Source organism: Streptomyces sp. HSW2009 (genome assembly GCF_040240285.1).
GTDB lineage: Bacteria > Actinomycetota > Actinomycetes > Streptomycetales > Streptomycetaceae > Streptomyces.
Map to the genome: position 1 here is coordinate 1 of NZ_JBEHZD010000141.1, position 14,925 is coordinate 14,925.

General features: G+C 74.5%; 10 protein-coding genes. 4 read left to right on the forward strand and 6 right to left on the reverse strand.

The annotated features are described in order from the left end of the window. Positions 1-1,167 (forward strand): serine hydrolase domain-containing protein (locus AAHZ94_RS13470; RefSeq protein ID WP_349993090.1); only part of this gene is annotated, 1,167 nt, incomplete at its 5' end. Between the two features lie 324 nt (positions 1,168-1,491). Here the strand turns inward: AAHZ94_RS13470 and AAHZ94_RS13475 are convergent. Together AAHZ94_RS13475 and AAHZ94_RS13480 are read right to left on the reverse strand one after the other, a co-directional pair. After that, positions 1,492-2,112 (reverse strand): DedA family protein, encoded by a 621-nt coding sequence (locus AAHZ94_RS13475; protein WP_349993091.1) that lies wholly within the window; start codon positions 2,110-2,112, stop codon positions 1,492-1,494. Then, positions 2,109-2,891 (reverse strand): MBL fold metallo-hydrolase, encoded by a 783-nt coding sequence (locus AAHZ94_RS13480; RefSeq protein ID WP_349993092.1) that lies wholly within the window; start codon positions 2,889-2,891, stop codon positions 2,109-2,111. The genes AAHZ94_RS13475 and AAHZ94_RS13480 overlap by 4 nt, the downstream gene beginning before the upstream one ends. Positions 2,892-3,354: 463 nt before the next feature. Between AAHZ94_RS13480 and AAHZ94_RS13485 the strand changes: the two genes are divergently transcribed. Then, entirely contained in the window at positions 3,355-4,785 is a 1,431-nt protein-coding gene (locus AAHZ94_RS13485; RefSeq protein ID WP_349993093.1) for an MFS transporter, read from the forward strand. 393 nt (positions 4,786-5,178) lie between these two features. Then, entirely contained in the window at positions 5,179-7,536 is a 2,358-nt protein-coding gene (locus AAHZ94_RS13490; protein ID WP_349993094.1) for an alkaline phosphatase family protein, read from the forward strand. A gap of 172 nt (positions 7,537-7,708) precedes the next feature. Here AAHZ94_RS13490 and AAHZ94_RS13495 read toward each other — a convergent pair whose 3' ends face one another. Further along, the gene (locus tag AAHZ94_RS13495; RefSeq protein WP_349993095.1) at positions 7,709-8,470 is read right to left on the reverse strand and encodes an SDR family NAD(P)-dependent oxidoreductase; all 762 of its coding nucleotides are present in this window, start codon (positions 8,468-8,470) and stop codon (positions 7,709-7,711) included. Between the two features lie 314 nt (positions 8,471-8,784). Next, positions 8,785-9,393 (reverse strand): TetR/AcrR family transcriptional regulator, encoded by a 609-nt coding sequence (locus AAHZ94_RS13500; protein WP_349993096.1) that lies wholly within the window; start codon positions 9,391-9,393, stop codon positions 8,785-8,787. A 197-nt stretch (positions 9,394-9,590) separates the two neighbouring features. On the opposite strand from AAHZ94_RS13500, the gene AAHZ94_RS13505 reads away from it, so the two are divergent. Continuing rightward, on the forward strand, positions 9,591-12,866 hold the full coding sequence (locus tag AAHZ94_RS13505) for a chondroitinase family polysaccharide lyase (protein ID WP_349993097.1): 3,276 nt from the start codon (positions 9,591-9,593) through the stop codon (positions 12,864-12,866). 143 nt (positions 12,867-13,009) lie between these two features. On the opposite strand, the gene AAHZ94_RS13510 is transcribed toward AAHZ94_RS13505, so the two are convergent. Both AAHZ94_RS13510 and AAHZ94_RS13515 read right to left on the reverse strand, forming a co-directional pair. Continuing rightward, complete coding sequence (locus AAHZ94_RS13510; RefSeq protein ID WP_349993098.1) at positions 13,010-13,696, reverse strand: response regulator; 687 nt, start codon at positions 13,694-13,696, stop codon at positions 13,010-13,012. Beyond that, positions 13,693-14,925 (reverse strand): sensor histidine kinase (locus AAHZ94_RS13515; RefSeq protein WP_349993099.1); only part of this gene is annotated, 1,233 nt, incomplete at its 5' end. The genes AAHZ94_RS13515 and AAHZ94_RS13510, both read right to left, overlap by 4 nt.

A 14,925-nucleotide genomic window follows, 5' to 3' on the forward strand; every position in this document is an offset into this window, starting at 1 on the left:
GCCGTGGGCGCGGCGGGCGCGGCGGGGGCGGTCGCCACGGCCACCGGCACCGCGCCCGGGCAGACCACGCTCGACCGGCGCGAACTGCGCAGGGACGTGACGGCCGTCCAGGTCGCCGGCGGTACGGGCGTGTTGGCCGAGGTCAGGACCGTCGACGGGACGGCCGCTGCCCGCGCGGGCGAGAGCGACCTGGCCACCCGCGGCCCGGTGCCGTGGAACGCGCACTACCGGATCGGCGACCTGACGGCCCCGTTCACCGCGGTGGTCGCCCTGCAACTCGTCGGCGAAGGCGAGCTCCGCCTCACCGACACCGTCGAAGGGTTACTCCCCGGCATGGTCGGCGGCCACGGCAACGACGGCTCCCGCATCACCCTGGCCGACCTGCTGCGGCACACCAGCGGACTCCGCGACTACACCGAACACCTGCCGTGGGTACGGGACTTCACGCCGAGCGCCTTCCGGGCGGCACGCCTTGACGCGTACCGGCCGGTCGATCTGGTGCACTGGGCGACCAGCCGCGAACCACACTGGCGGACCGATCCCGGGGCGCCGGTCGAGCGGCGCCGCTGGGGTTACTCACACACCAACGACCTGCTGGTCGGCCTGATCGTCGAGAAGGTCACCGGTCGGCCGCTGGCCGACCAGATCCAGCAGCGGGTGATCGCCAGGCTCGGCCTGCGGCACACCTTGACCGTCCCCGCATCAGGTCAGCTCCCACCGCCGTCGGCCACCGGCTACACCCGCTTCCCCGGCACGGACGAACTCACCGACACCTCCGTCCACCTGCCGCCCGGCCCAGCGCCGCTCACCAGCACCACCGGCGACGTGGCGGAGTTCTTCCGCGCGCTCTTCGACGGGCGGCTGCTGGCCGATGCGCAACTCGCGGAGTTGAAGCGGACCACGGCGGTGCGGGAGGGGCGGCCGGGGGAGCCCGGCGCGCGGTACGGGCTCGGCCTGTACTGGCGCCCGGTGCAGGGCTGCCGGGCCGGGATCTGGTACCACGGCGGCGCGACACCCGGCTACGTCTCCTGGGCCGGCGCCACCGACGACGGCCAGCGGGCCGTCGCCACCTCGGTGACCACCTGGCGCCCCGGCGACCCCCGCCAGACGAGCCAGGACGAGGCGACGGGCCGACTCATCGACCATGCGCTGTGCGATGCGGATTGATCTGTGGTGTGTGTGTGGGGGGCGGGGTGTGTCGGGCGGCACACCCGCGGCCAGATGCGTGGAGGTAGCCGGGATGTCTCAGCCGGGCCTGGGCGCGATGACGTACGCGTGACCCACTTCGCTCGCGGGGCCCCGCCTCGCGGGAGTCGGGTGCGGCGGTGCGCGGCCTCCCCGACCTGTTCGGCCGCCTCCCGGAACTTCAAGCACTGCTCGCACGAGAGTGACCACGAGGGTGACGCGGGCCGGTGCCGGGGTACGCGGCGCGCCCGCAGCCACTCCCGTACGACCCACCGCACGACCAACCCCGCGGCGCGCGGCCGGGGCTCACCCGGGTGACGTGCCGCGCACCCTTCGCCACACCGGCGGGGCCACGGTGACGACCAGGGCCAGGCCGACGGCCGCGGCCACGCCCTCCCACGGCTCGGCGAAGAGCGAGCCGCCCAGGATGCCGATGAGCTGGTACGTGGCGGCCCAGGCCAGGGCCGCGGGGGCGGCGCCGCGGGCGAACTGGCGCAGCGGCAGGTGGGCCAGCAGGCAGGCGAGCATCACCGGGATGCGCCCGGCCGGCAGCAGTCGGGACAGCACCAGGACGGCGGTGCCGTGCTCGGCGAGCCGGGTGCGGGCCTGTTCCAGCCGCTCGGGCGCGGCCCGTTCGCGCAGCCGGCCCAGCCACCGCGAACCGTTCTTCGAGCGCACGCCGCGCTGGCCGAGCCAGTACAGGCCGAGGTCGCCGAGGAAGGCAGCGGACGCGGCGACCGCGAAGACGACCAGCAGCGCCAGCGGCGAGGTCTGGTGGATCGCCACCACAGCGGCCGAGCTGACCACCGCCCCCGTCGGTACCACCGGCACCAGCGACCCCACCACGACCAGCAGGAAGAGCGAGGGGTAGCCGACCGCCTGCTGGGTGGACTCGGGCGGCACGGAACGGGCGAGTTCGGCGATCACCGAGCGGCCTCCAGGCGCACGCTCTCGCCGTGCCGCAGCCGGTGCACCACCGCCTGCGGCACCAGTTCGCCCGCGTGTCGTACGAAGTCGTCGCCCGGCGCGTGGAACTCGTGCGGCCGGACCGCGTCGAGGCCGATCGGCCAGAACGTGCCGTAGTGCACCGGCACCGCGCAGGCCGCCCCGAGCTGCAGCAGCGCCTGCGCCGCGCGCCGGGCGTCCAGGTGCCCGGGGCCGAGTTGCGGACCCCAGCCGCCGACCGGCAACAGCGCCACGTCGCACTCCCCGACCACCTCGGCCATCTCGTCGAAGAGCCCGGTGTCACCGGCGAAGTAGGTGGTGGCCGCGCCGTGCAGCACGTACCCGAGCGCGGGCGCCCTGCGCCGCCCGTACGGCAGCCGCCGCCCGTCGTGCGCCGCCGGCACCGCCCGCACGCGCACCTCGCCCACCGCGACCTCGTCGCCCGGCAGCACCTCGGTGACCCGCAGCCCGCGCGCGCTCGCCACCCGGCGCAGCGCGGGCACGGCGGCGCCCGCGCCCCGCGGCACGATCAGCCGGGTGCCGTGCGGGAGCCGCGCCAGCGAGCCGGGGTGCAGATGGTCGGCGTGCAGGTGGGAGACGAGCGCGAGATCCGTGTGCAGCGCGCTGGCCGGCGGGACGGGCCCGCGCCGTCGCCGCAGATGGGCGAGGCGCTGGACGAGTAGCGGATCGGTGAGCACGCGAACACCGGAGTCCACCACCGTCGCGGTGGCATGTCCCCACCAGGTGATCTCCACCGACACCCGGGGCCTCCCCTCTCACGTGCTGACCCGTGCCAGCCCGTCCGAGCGTAGTTCAGCCACCCGCTGGTACGGGGCCGGGCCGCGGTGGGGGTGGGGTGCTTGCCGGGTTGCCGGCGTTCGTACCCGATGGGTACGGGTTGGTCGCCGGGCTCGGGGTGGGTGTGGGGTGCTTGCGGCGCCCGGGGTGGGTGCAGGTGCCTGCTGGGCCCGGCGCCTGCCGCGTACCCACCGCCGACTGTCCGGCTGCCCAGCCACTCGACCGTCCGGCCGTACGACCCCCGGGCGGCGACCCCGCATCCCTGGGCAGCAGCCTCGCACACACCAAGGCGCGGTCACGGGTGGGTCATGGGGAGGTGAATTCTCGGCCGGTGCGGGACGTGGGGGGTCGCCGAGGCGTAAGGGGTGCATCGGCTAGGTTAGCCTTACCTAACTGGACTCCGGGAGTGGTTGGGAAGGGGAACGCATGTCGCCGCGCGCCGTGTTGAGAGCCGGGGGCAAGACCGGTGTGCCGGGGGCCGTCGCGGACCCGCCAGGGCACGGCGCCACCCGGCCGTGGCTGTTGATGCTGCTCTCGTGCAGCGCCCAGTTCCTCGTGGTGCTCGACGCGACGATCGTGTCGGTGGCCCTGCCGCCGATCTCCGGGGCGCTGGGTTTCAGCGACGCGTCGATCGGCTGGGTGGTCAACGCCTACACCCTCGCCTTCGCCGGCTTCCTGCTGCTCGGCGGCCGGCTGGCCGACCTGATCGGCACCCGCGCGGTCTTCCTCGCCGGGCTCGGCGTGTTCACCGCGGCCAGCCTGTGGTGCGGGCTGGCGACCGGCGCCGCCCAACTGGTCATCGCCAGGGCCGTGCAGGGTGTGGGCGGCGCGCTGCTGATGCCCACCACGCTCACCATCGTCCACCTGGCGTACGCGGGGGCGGCCGAGCGGGCCAGGGCGCTCGGCCTGTGGAGCATGATCGGGGCGGTCGGGGCCGCGGCCGGCACGGTGTTCGGCGGGGTGCTCACCGACTCGCTCGGCTGGCGCTGGGTCTTCCTCATCAAGGTGCCGATCGGCCTGGTGGTGCTGGTCATCGCCTGGCGGGTACTGGCCCACCGGCCGCCGAGCGAGTCCCCGCGCGAACCGCTGGACGTGGCCGGCGCACTGCTGGTGACCTGCGGGTTGGCCGCGCTCGTCTACGGGGTGGTCGCCTTCGGCGAGCCGTCGGGGACCGGGCGGGCGGTGGCCTTCCTGACCGCCGCGGTACTGCTGCTCGCGCTGTTCGTGGCCTGGCAGCACCGGTGGGCGCGCAGCCCGCTGATGCCGCTGCGGATCTTCAGGCAGCGCGCGGTGAGCAGCGCCAACACGGTGATGTTCTGCCTCGGCGTCGGCTATCTGGCCAGCCCCGTGGTGCTCTCGCTCTACCTCCAGAACGTGCTGGACTACTCGCCGTCGCGCGCCGGGCTCGGCTTCCTGCCGACCGCCCTCGCGGTGATGGCCGGCGCCCAGGTCACCGGCTGGCTGACCACCCGCTGGGGCACCCGGCCCACCGCCTGTCTCGGTCTCACCCTGGTGGCGGCGGGCTTCCTGCTGCTGGTCAGGCTGGGCCAGGACACCGCGTTCCTGCCGGACATCGTGGTGCCGCTGATCCTGGTCGGGGTCGGTGCCGGGGTGGCCTTCACGCCGATCACGGTGGCCGCCACCAGCAGCGCCCCACCCGCCATGACGGGCCTGGCCTCCGGCCTGCTCAACACCACCCGGCAGGTCAGTACGGCGCTCGGCATCGCGGTGCTGACCGCGGTCGCCCACGCCCAGGGCGGCGCGCAGGGTTACGGCACCGCCTTCCTCATCGCCGGTTCCCTCGCCGTCCTGGCCACGGTGGGAGCGGCGACGCTGATGCCCCGGGGGCGCGGCTGAGGGCGCGGTGGGCGGACCGGGTGGGTGGACTGTGGGTTGCCGCGCCACCTACGTCGGGCCGGGTTGGCCCACCACGCCCCAGTCACCCGCCTCGGGCCTGGTCGGCCCACCGTGCCCGCGTCACCCACCTGGGCCGGCCACTGCCCCCGGCGCTCCGGGCAAGGGGTGACGGGCGTGCGACGGGTGACGGGTGCGGAAGGACGGACTGCCCACCCGGTGGGACGCGCGGCCGGCCCGAGGGATGGGTGGGTACGCGGCTGGCCAGCGCAGACGTTGGCCAGCAGCAGTACGAACGTTGGCCGGCGCCAGCGCAAAAGTACGGCCGCGGCCACGCCGTGACACGCTGGACGCGAGCCCAGCACCAGCGGGCGGGAAACACGAGGTGAAGGCGCGTTGCAGTGGCCCCGATGGAAGACCGTGGGCGGCACCCTGTTGCGGGTGACGGCGGTGTGGGCGGTCAGCACGCTGACCATGCTCGCCCTCGCCGGCATCCTGCCCGACTTCAGGCTCCAGTCGGCCGACGGTGACAGCGCCACCCGGATCGGCATCACCGCGGCGTCCGGCGCCGGCGCCTTCGGCCTGCTGAGTGCAGTCGTCTGGCCCGGTCTGGTGCGCGCCCTGCTGCTGGTGCCCGCGTATGTACTCGGCCTCCTGGTCTTCTTCCTCAACGGTTCGTTGCTGCTGGTCGCGCTGAGCCTGATACCCGACGGCCGCGGCGAGGTGGAGCCGGAGACCGCCGTCGTGGTCGCCGCCGTGATGTCGGCCGCCTCGTCCGCCACCAGCACCGCGCTGGCCGTCCGCGACGACGGCGCCTACCGCAGACGGCTGGCCCGGCTCGCGTACCGCAAGCAGCGCCGCGGCGGCGGAGCCCGTACGGCGGCACACCGCGGCGGGCCGGCCGGCGCCCCGGTCCCCGGCGAGCCGGCCACCGCGCCCGGCACGGTCTTCCTGCAACTCGACGGCGTCGGCCACGCGACCCTGTACGACGCGCTGCGCCGACGCCCCGCCGCCCGGGGCCGCACCCGCCCCAGGCCGCCGCTGATGGAGACCCTCGCCACCTGGGCCGGTACGACGCACACCCTGACGCCGTGGCGCACCGACTGGTCCAGCCAGACCGGTGCCAGCCAACTCGGCATCCTGCACGGCTCCAACGCGGACGTGCCCGCCTTCCGCTGGTACGAGAAGGACACCGGCGAGCTGATGATCAGCAACCGGCCGACCAGCGCCGCCGAACTCCAGCGCCGCGCCACCGCCCGCGCCGGCCACCCGGGGTTGCTCGCCACCGACGGCGCCAGCCGCGGCAACCTGTTCACTGGTGGTGCCGACCAACTCGCCCTGGTGCTGTCGGTCGCCGCCCGCCGCGGCCGGCACAACCGCTCCCGCGCCGGCTACTTCGCCTACTTCTCCGACCCGGCCAACGCCACCCGTACCGCCGGCTCCTTCATCGCCGAGGTCTGCCGCGAGGTGGGCCAGTCCACCCGCGCCAAGCTGCGCCGGGAGCGGCCCCGGGTAGGGCGCGGCGGGCTGTACCCGTTCGTCCGGGCCTTCGCCACCGTCGTCGAGCGCGACGTGGTGGTGGCGGCCGTCATCGGCGACATGCTCGCGGGCCGCACCGCCGTCTATGCCGACCTCGTCGCCTACGACGAGGTCGCCCACCACTCGGGTCCGCACAGCCGGGACGCGCAGCAGGTGCTGCGCCGGCTGGACCGCAGCATCAAGCTGATCGCCAAGGCGGCCCGGCACGCCCCCCGCCCCTACCGCTTCGTCCTCCTCTCCGACCACGGCCAGACCCCGGGCGAGACCTTCGCGGCCCAGTACGGGCTCACGCTGGAGGACCTGGTGCGCGCCGGTTGCGGGCTGACGGTGCCGCGCCGCGCCGGCCGTACCCGCAGCGGTTCCGAGGCCCGCGCGGCGGCCCGCGCCGCCCTGCACCGCCCCGAGGAGACCCACGAGCGCGAACACACCCCGAGCCCGCCCCGGCCCCACCCGGCGACCGGCCCCGACGAGCGCCCCGACCCACCCCAGGCGCGCCCCGTCGACCGTCCCGAGGCACAGCGGCGGCGCAGGTCGCGGCCGATCGTGCTGGGGTCGGGCAACCTGGGGCTGGTGTCGTTCCCCGATGTGCCGCACCGGCTGACCCGCGAGGAGATCGACCGCCGGCACCCGGCCCTGCTGCACACCCTGGCCGAGCACCCCGGCATCGGCTTCCTGCTCGTACGCTCGGCGGAGCACGGCCCGGTGGTGCTCGGGGCGCACCGCAGCGAACACCACCTCGACACCGGGCGGATCATCGGGACCAGCCCGCTGGAGCCGTTCGGGCCCGGCGCTGCGCAGGCCGTGGCGCGGACCGACGGCTTCCCGCACGTGGCCGACATCATGGTCAACTCGGCGTACGACCCGCATGTGGGCGAGGTGCACGCCTTCGAGGGGCAGATCGGCTCGCACGGCGGCCTCGGCGGCGACCAGAGCCACCCGTTCCTGTTCTGGCCAAGCGACCTCACCCCACCCACCACGGACGGCACCGAACTCGTCGGGGCCGAACAGGTCCATGAGGTGCTGCGCCGCTGGCTCGTGGAGGCGGAACACCTCACGGAGGGTGCCGTGGCGGGCGTCGCGGACGTGCAGGGCGCTGCGGGGAACGCCGGGGAAGCGGCCGGGGAGGACCGTGCGGAGCAGCGGCAGCAACAACAGCAGCGGTCGGCTGGGGCGGCTGGCTCAACCGGGCCCGCCGTACGGGACAGCGCCCGCTGATCCCACCCCGTCCGCGGCGCGGGCCGCCCGTCGGCTCCGCCCCGGGCACCCGCCCGCCGTCGTGGACGCCGCAGCGCCCCGCCCCGCCGCATCGGGCCGGTGCGGGGCGCTGCGGCTGTTCACCACCGGGTGGCCGTCCACCACCGGGTGGCTGTCCACCACCGGGCCGGCGTCAGGCGGTCGAGCCGCCGTCCACCACCAGGTCGGCGCCGACGGTGGACGCCGCGTCGTCGGAGGCGAGGTAGAGCACCGCGGCGGCGATCTCCTCGGTCCCGGCCACCCGCCCGTTCGGCACCTGCTCGCGCATCCGGGCGGCCTTCGCCTCCGGGGCCTCGCCCGGCAGGGTCGACATCGGGGTGTCGGTGGAACCCGGGCTGACCGCGTTGATCCGCACCCCGTCGCCGATGTGGTCGAGCGCGGCGTTCCGGGTCAGCGCGCTGACGGCGGCCTTGCTCGCCACGTACGCGGCCAGGTTGCGGCGCCGGGAGTGGGCGCCGAGCCGCGAGGCGATGTTCACGACGGTGCCGCCGCCGTGCGCCCGCATGTGCTGCACCTCGTACTTGAGGGACAGCCAGACGCCCGTCAGGTTCACGTCCAGGATGCGCCGCCAGTCCTCCTCGGCCAGGTCGGCGGCGGGCGTCGCGGGGAGGAAGAGTCCGGCGTTGTTGACGGCGACGTGCAGCCCGTCGAACCGCTGCACGGTCTCCCGGACCAGGTGCTCCACCTCGGCCGCCTGCGTCACGTCCGCGGTGACCGCGGCGGCCACCCCGCCGTCCGCCTCGATCAGGGCGACGGTCTCCCGCAGCGACGGCGCGGAGCGCCCGGCGACGACGACCCGCGCCCCTTCGCGGGCGAGCGAGCGGGCCACGGCCCGGCCGATGCCCGTACCGCCACCCGTGACGAGTGCGGTCTTGCCGGTGAAGCGTGCGGTCATGAGGGTTGCTCCCTAAGCGTCCGGCATCCCCTGGCGGGCGATGCGCGACTTGATATCAGATCGATCGGTCTTGAATGAGGGTGTGCGGAGTGGCCGTCCCGGCCGGGGGAATCCCGCCGCGGGTTCGCGTGCCGGAGCGGCCGGGTGGCCGGATGGCGGGGCGGCGCGGCGTGAAGGGTGCGGCCGGTGTCGCCGTGTCGGCCCGTACGGGAGTGAGTGGGACGGCCGGGCCCGGTGTGGCCGGGGTGGGTTGGTGTTGGTGTGGGAGTCGGCCGGGGCCAACCCCATGCCCGTGTGGGGGGGCCTGTCGAAAGTCAGCAGGTCTCGGTGGTGGGCCCGGGCGGTTCGAGCAGGGCCAGCGCCTGTTCGGCGGCCTCCGTGAGCAGGCCGGGCCGGTCGGTCGATCTGCCGATCACGCGAATCCCCTGGAGCAGGACGAGCAGCATCCGGGCCAGGGTCCGCGGGTCCCGCTCGGGTGACAGTTCGCCCTGCGCCCCGGCCCGGATGAGTGCCGAGGTGAGCGCGGTCTCGATGGAGTCCCAGTTGGCCCCGACCCGGCGGGCCATGGCCGGGTCGTGCGGGGCCAGTTCGATCGCCGTGTTGGTGATGAAGCAGCCTCGCCGCTCGTCGTCGGTCGCGGACTCGGCGGCGAACCGGCGCACCACCGCCCGCACGGCCGGCAGCGCGGGCCCCGGCTGGGACAGCTCGGTCACCAGGTCGGGCCCGTGCTGCTCGCCGTACCGCTCCAACGCCTTGGCGTACAGCTCGTGCTTGCTGCCGAACGTCGCGTAGATGCTGGCGCGCGCGATGCCGAGGTGCGTCACGAGGTCCGCCATCGACGTCGCCTCGTAACCGCGCCGCCAGAACAGCTCAAGCGCTGCCTGGAGCGCGGCGTCCGGATCGAACTCCTTGGTCCTGGCCACGTGATCGACCTTAGCTCTATCGAGAACGGTCGGTCAATAAAGGTCGAGGTCCGGGGCGCCACACCCCTCTCGCCCCGGGCGTCTGCGCCCCGTTCGAGCCATCCGGGCCCGTTCCGGCGCGGGCCCTGGGCCCGGTGCCGATTCGTCCGCACAATCGGGCTGCGGGGGAGCACCGGCAGGCGGCGGAAGGAGACCCCATGGAGCGCGGTGCCGAGGGCGGATCGAGCGTACGGGGCGGGCCGCGGGTCGGGCGGCGGCGGTTGCTCGCCTACGGCGCGGCAGCCAGCGGCGGGCTCGCCGCCCACGGCGGGCCCCTGCTGCCGTTCACCCAGGTGGGGACCGGCCGGGCGCACGCCGCGGAGCAGCCACCCACCACACCCACCGCGGAACGGTCACCCGCCGCACACCCCGTACCCGACCCGCGCGCCGTCGACCTGGAAGAGCGCGCGCTCGCGCTCCACCCGCCCGCCTTCCTGCTGGAGAGCGCCGTGCCGCAGGCGCTCACCGCGGGGCCGGGCAGTGCGGTGACGATCGGCGCGGAACACGGCTCGGTCTGCGGGCGGCACGCGCTGCGCTGGGACCACGGGCCAGGCACCCACCTCACCATCACCGCCGACCTGGCCTGGTCGCCCGACCCGTACCGCACCCGGCCGCTCGCCGACCAGGCGTGGCAGGGAACCGTGGACACCTTCGCGGTGTGGATGCACAACGAGCACGCCACCGATGACGCGGTGCGCTTCACCTTCGGGCGGGGCGAACGCGTCGACTGCTGGTTCGACTTCCGGTTGGACTACACCGGGTGGCGTACCGCCTGGCTGCGGTACGTGTACGACCTGCACGGCCGCCCGCGCACCGACATGGACACCTGCCGGATCACCGCACCCCGCCGCAACGGCACGCTCTGGCTCGATCAGATCCTGCTCAACGTCGCCCTGCGGCCCGACGCACCCTGTCGCGACGCGCAGGTCAACCACATCGGCATCGAGGGCGACGGCTGGGACCAACAGCACTGGCAGGCCCTCTACCTCTTCGACAAGTTGCTCACCCGACACCCCGTCGAGACGCCGCCACCCACCGCCGCCGAACGCGCCGGGCTGCGCACCGTGCAGCGCCGCTACCACGACGACTACCTGGCCGGCGGACCACCGGTCACCGACGCATACGTGCAGCAACTCACTGAAAAAACACAGGAGTTGGTGGCGGATCGGGCGGTGTTCTCGTTCCAGGGGCAGATCTATCCGCCGCAGCTCGCCGGCGACCTCACCGCCTTCGTCGACGCCGCCGACCTGAAGGAGGTGACCGGGCTGCTGCGCACCATCGCCCAGGCACACGACGCGGCCGGCCCCGGCACCCCGCACACCGCCCCCCTCGGCGCGCTCTACCTGCGGATCGTCCGCAGGCTGCGGGAGCTCGGCTGGGCGTACGGCAGTTGCCAGGGCACCGTCCACCACCTCGGGTTCGCCCTGGTGGGCTACTACGACTCGGTCGTTCTGATGCGCGAAGTGCTGCGCGGGGCAGGGCTGTTGGAGGCGGTACGCGCCGACCTGAGCTGGCTGGCCGGGCTCGGCAGGCTGCGCCGCGGCTTCGACTTCCGCAACGGGCACGGCTCCACCGCCGACATCCTCAACACCACCGTGCGCGGCATGTTCGCGGTGGCGCTGCTCCAGGACGGCCCGGCCCGCCAAGTCGGCCACCTGCGCGCGCTCAGCGACTGGCTCAGCCGCTACCTGCTGCCCACCGACGGCATCCAGGACGGCCTGAAGGTCGATGGCACCACCTTCCACCACGTCGGCTGCTACCCGGACTACGCCCGCGACGGGTTCACCGGCTGCACCCCCACCGTCTACCTGCTCTCCCGCGGCCCCTTCCGGATCAGCACCGAGGCCCACCGGGCGCTGCGGCACGCCGTACTGACCCTGCGGATCTTCGCCAACACCCTGCACTGGCCGATCCCGCTCAGCGGTCGCAAACCCGAGGGCACCACCGGCCTCACCCCCGCCCCGTACCAGTGGCTGGCCGTCGCCGGCACCCCGGACGGGCGGCAGCCGATCGACCCGGAGGTCGGCGCGGCCTTCCTGCGGCTGCTGCCGGCCCGCCCCACCGAACAACAGCGCGCGGTCGCCGCCCGGCTGACCGCCGCCGGGGTACGCGCCGAACCGTCACCCACCGGCGCCTGGGCGTACAACTACGCCGCGCTCGCCGTGCACCGCCGCGCCGACTGGCAGGTCGTGGTCCGCGGCCACAACCGCTACCTGTGGTCGACCGAGGTGTACGAGGGGGCCAACTGGTACGGCCGCTACAACACCTACGGGCACCTGCACGTACTCCACCGCGGCACGCCCGTCACCAACGAGGCCAGCGGATTCGTGCAGGAGGGTTACGACTGGAACCGGCGCCCCGGCACCACCACCCTCCACCTGCCGTGGGAGGAGCTGCGGGCCGACCTGACCGGCACCATCGAAGAGATGCTGCTCACCGACGAGGCGTTCGCCGGCGGGCACACCATCGACGGCCGCAACGGCATGTTCGCCATGCGGCTGCACGAACACCCCAAGCACGAGGCCAGCCACCGGGCCCGGATCTCCGTCTTCCTCTTCGACAACCGGGTCATCGCCCTCGGCACCGGCATCGGCAACCGCGACCGGCACCACGAGACCGAGACCACCCTCTTCCAGACCCACCTGGACCACCCCGAAGCCCCCACCCACCTGGGCGACCCGCACCCCCTCACCGCCTTCCCCTACCGGCACCCGGACGGCGTCCTCACCGCCGACACCTGGCTGCTCGACGACAAGGGACTCGGCTACTACGTGCCGGCCGGCCAGCGGCTGGCCCTCACCCGCACCACCCAGCACTCCCGGCGGCACGGCAACGGGGCACCCACCCGGGGCGACTTCGCCACCGCCTGGCTCCGCCACGGCACCGCGCCGACCGCGGCCCACTACGCGTACGCCATGGTCATCGGGGCCACCCCCGCCGCCATGGCCGACTTCACCCGGCGGATGGCCGACCCGGCGAGCGCCCCGTACACGGTGCACCGGGCCGACGACGGGGCCCACATCGTCACCGACCGGGCCACCGGCATCACCGGCCACGCCGCCTTCGCCGCCGACCGCGGGCTCGAGGCGGGCGGCGGCGTGCTGCGCGCCGTGGACACCCCGGCGCTGCTGCTCAGCCGCCCCGAAGGACCGGACGTGCTGGTCCTCTCGGTCTGCGACCCGGACCTACGGCTCTACCAGGGGCGCGACCCGGACCAGTACGAGGGCCACCACTACGTCGGCCACTGGAGCCCCTACTCGCGCCCCTGGCTCACCCACCCCAGCCAGGAACACACCCTGCGGGTCAGGCTGCACGGCCGCTGGCGCCTCACGGCGGGGGAGCGCTGCCGGACCAGTACGGCGGGCGACGACACCGTGGTGCACGTACGCACCGTGCACGGGCGACCGGTGCAGATGCGGTTGGTATGCGGCTGAGCCGACCGGGAGCGACAGCCGGCCGCGCCCGGCCCGTTCCGTACGGGAGCCACCCACCCGCGCGGGAGCCACCCACCCGCCGGGAGGCAGAGCACCCCGCGGAAGTCACCCACCCCGCGACAGCCAACCCACCCCCGCCGCGGCTACTTCCCGCTGCCGACCTCCACCAGCCCCGACTCGTACGCGGCGATCACCGCCTGGGCCCGGTCGCGGACGCTCAGCTTGCCGAAGACGCTCGTGATGTGGTTCTTCACGGTGGAGAGGCTGATGTCCATCGAGTCGGCGATCTGCGCGTTGTCGAGCCCGACCGCCATCAGCCGCCACACTTCCAGCTCGCGCGGGGTCAGGTCGCCGACCGTGGCGGTGACGGCCCGGGGGCGGTGCGGAGCGCGTACGTAGGTGGAGATCAGCCGGGTCAGCAGGCGGGGCGCGACCGCCGCTTCGCCGCCGTGCACCACCCGGACCGCGGTGACCAACTCCTCCGGGGAGATGTCCTTGGGCAGGAACCCGGCGGCGCCGGCGCGCAGCGCGGAGACCACGTACTCGTCCATGTCGAAGGTGCTCAGGGCCAGCACTCGGCACTCCGGCAGCTCGTTGGCCAGCCGCTCGGTCGCGGCCACCCCGTCCAGGACCGGCATCCGGATGTCCATCACCACCACGTCCGGCCGCAGCTCCTTGGCGAGGGCCACCGCCTCCGCGCCGTCGGCCGCCTCGCCGATCACGTCGAAGGCCGGATCGGGGGTGAGGATGAGCGCCAACCCGCGCCGCACCAGCGGCTGGTCGTCCGCGATCAACACCCTGATCACCGGCTGGTCAACGGTCCCGCTCATCCCAGTGCCACCCCTTCGTCCACGGCGAGCGGCAACCGGGCCGACACCCGGTACCCGCCCTCGTCCCGCGGCCCCGTCTCCAACGTGCCGCCGTGCAGCACGACCCGCTCCCGCATGCCGACCAGACCGTACCCGGAGCCCGAGCCGAAGCCCGTACCGCCGCCGTCCCCGTCGTCGGTGACCTCGACGGCCACCGCGCCCTCCTCGTACGTGAGCCGCACCCTGGCCCGCGCCCGGCCCGCGTACTTGCGCGCGTTCGTCAGCGCCTCCTGCACGATGCGGAACACCGTCAGGCCCACGCTCGGCGGCAACGGGCGCTCCGCCCCCCGCACGTCGAGCTCGGCCGGCAGCCCGGCCCGGCAGGACTCCGCCACGATGCGCTCCAGGTCGCCGACGCCCGGCTGCGGCTCCGTCGGCGCCTCCTCCACCTCGTCCCCGGCCCGCAGCACGTCGAGGAGCTGGCGCATCTCGCGCAGCGCCATCCGACCCGACCCCTCCAGGGTGATCAGCGCATCGCGCACCACCTCCGGGTCACGGTCCAGGTTGGCGCGGGCGCCACCGGCCATGAGCTGCATGGTCGTGATGTGGTGGGCGACGATGTCGTGCAGCTCGCGGGCGATGCGACGCCGCTCGTCGGCCACTGCACGGTCCGCCCTGCGCTGTTCCTTGGCGGCCTGGTCCCGCTGCCAGTGGTTCATCACCACAGCGGTGATCAGCACGATGACCGCGGCGGCCGTGTTGCCCGAGACGTCCATCGCGTCGGGCAGCGGCCACGCCGTCCGCCTGATCACCGAGCACACCACGGTCGCGACCGCGGCCACCAGCGTGATCCCGTGCCGCTGGGTGCGCGCCACCGTGTACAGGGCGACCGCCATCGTGGCGTTGAAGTGCTGGGTGACCGGCACGGTCAGATTGAGGAGCAGGCCGAGCGCCAGCACCGCCACGAGGACCAGCCGCGGGTAGCGCCGCCGCATCAGCAGCGGCACCGCGGCCAGCACCGTCAGCAGACAGCCGCCCACCGGGACCGACCCGGTGTCGGCGTGCATGGTGAGGGTGAAACCGATCAGGTCGAGCACGGCGGCCCGCGGGGGGGGGCGGCCCCGGGGCCCGGCGCGCCCCGCCCCCCCCCCCCCCCCGCGCCCCCCCCCCCCCGGGGGGGGGGGGGGGGGGGGGGGGGGGGGCGGGCGCCACACCCGCGGCCAGATGCGTGGAGGTAGCCGGGATGTCTC

What these genes read in the sequence shown, in the direction of transcription:
- AAHZ94_RS13485 (WP_349993093.1), top strand. Translation starts at nt 3,355, where the DNA reads ATGTCGCCGCGCGCCGTGTTGAGAGCCGGGGGCAAGACCGGTGTGCCG.
- AAHZ94_RS13495 (WP_349993095.1), bottom strand. Translation starts at nt 8,470, where the DNA reads ATGACCGCACGCTTCACCGGCAAGACCGCACTCGTCACGGGTGGCGGT.
- AAHZ94_RS13505 (WP_349993097.1), top strand. Translation starts at nt 9,591, where the DNA reads ATGGAGCGCGGTGCCGAGGGCGGATCGAGCGTACGGGGCGGGCCGCGG.
- AAHZ94_RS13510 (WP_349993098.1), bottom strand. Translation starts at nt 13,696, where the DNA reads ATGAGCGGGACCGTTGACCAGCCGGTGATCAGGGTGTTGATCGCGGAC.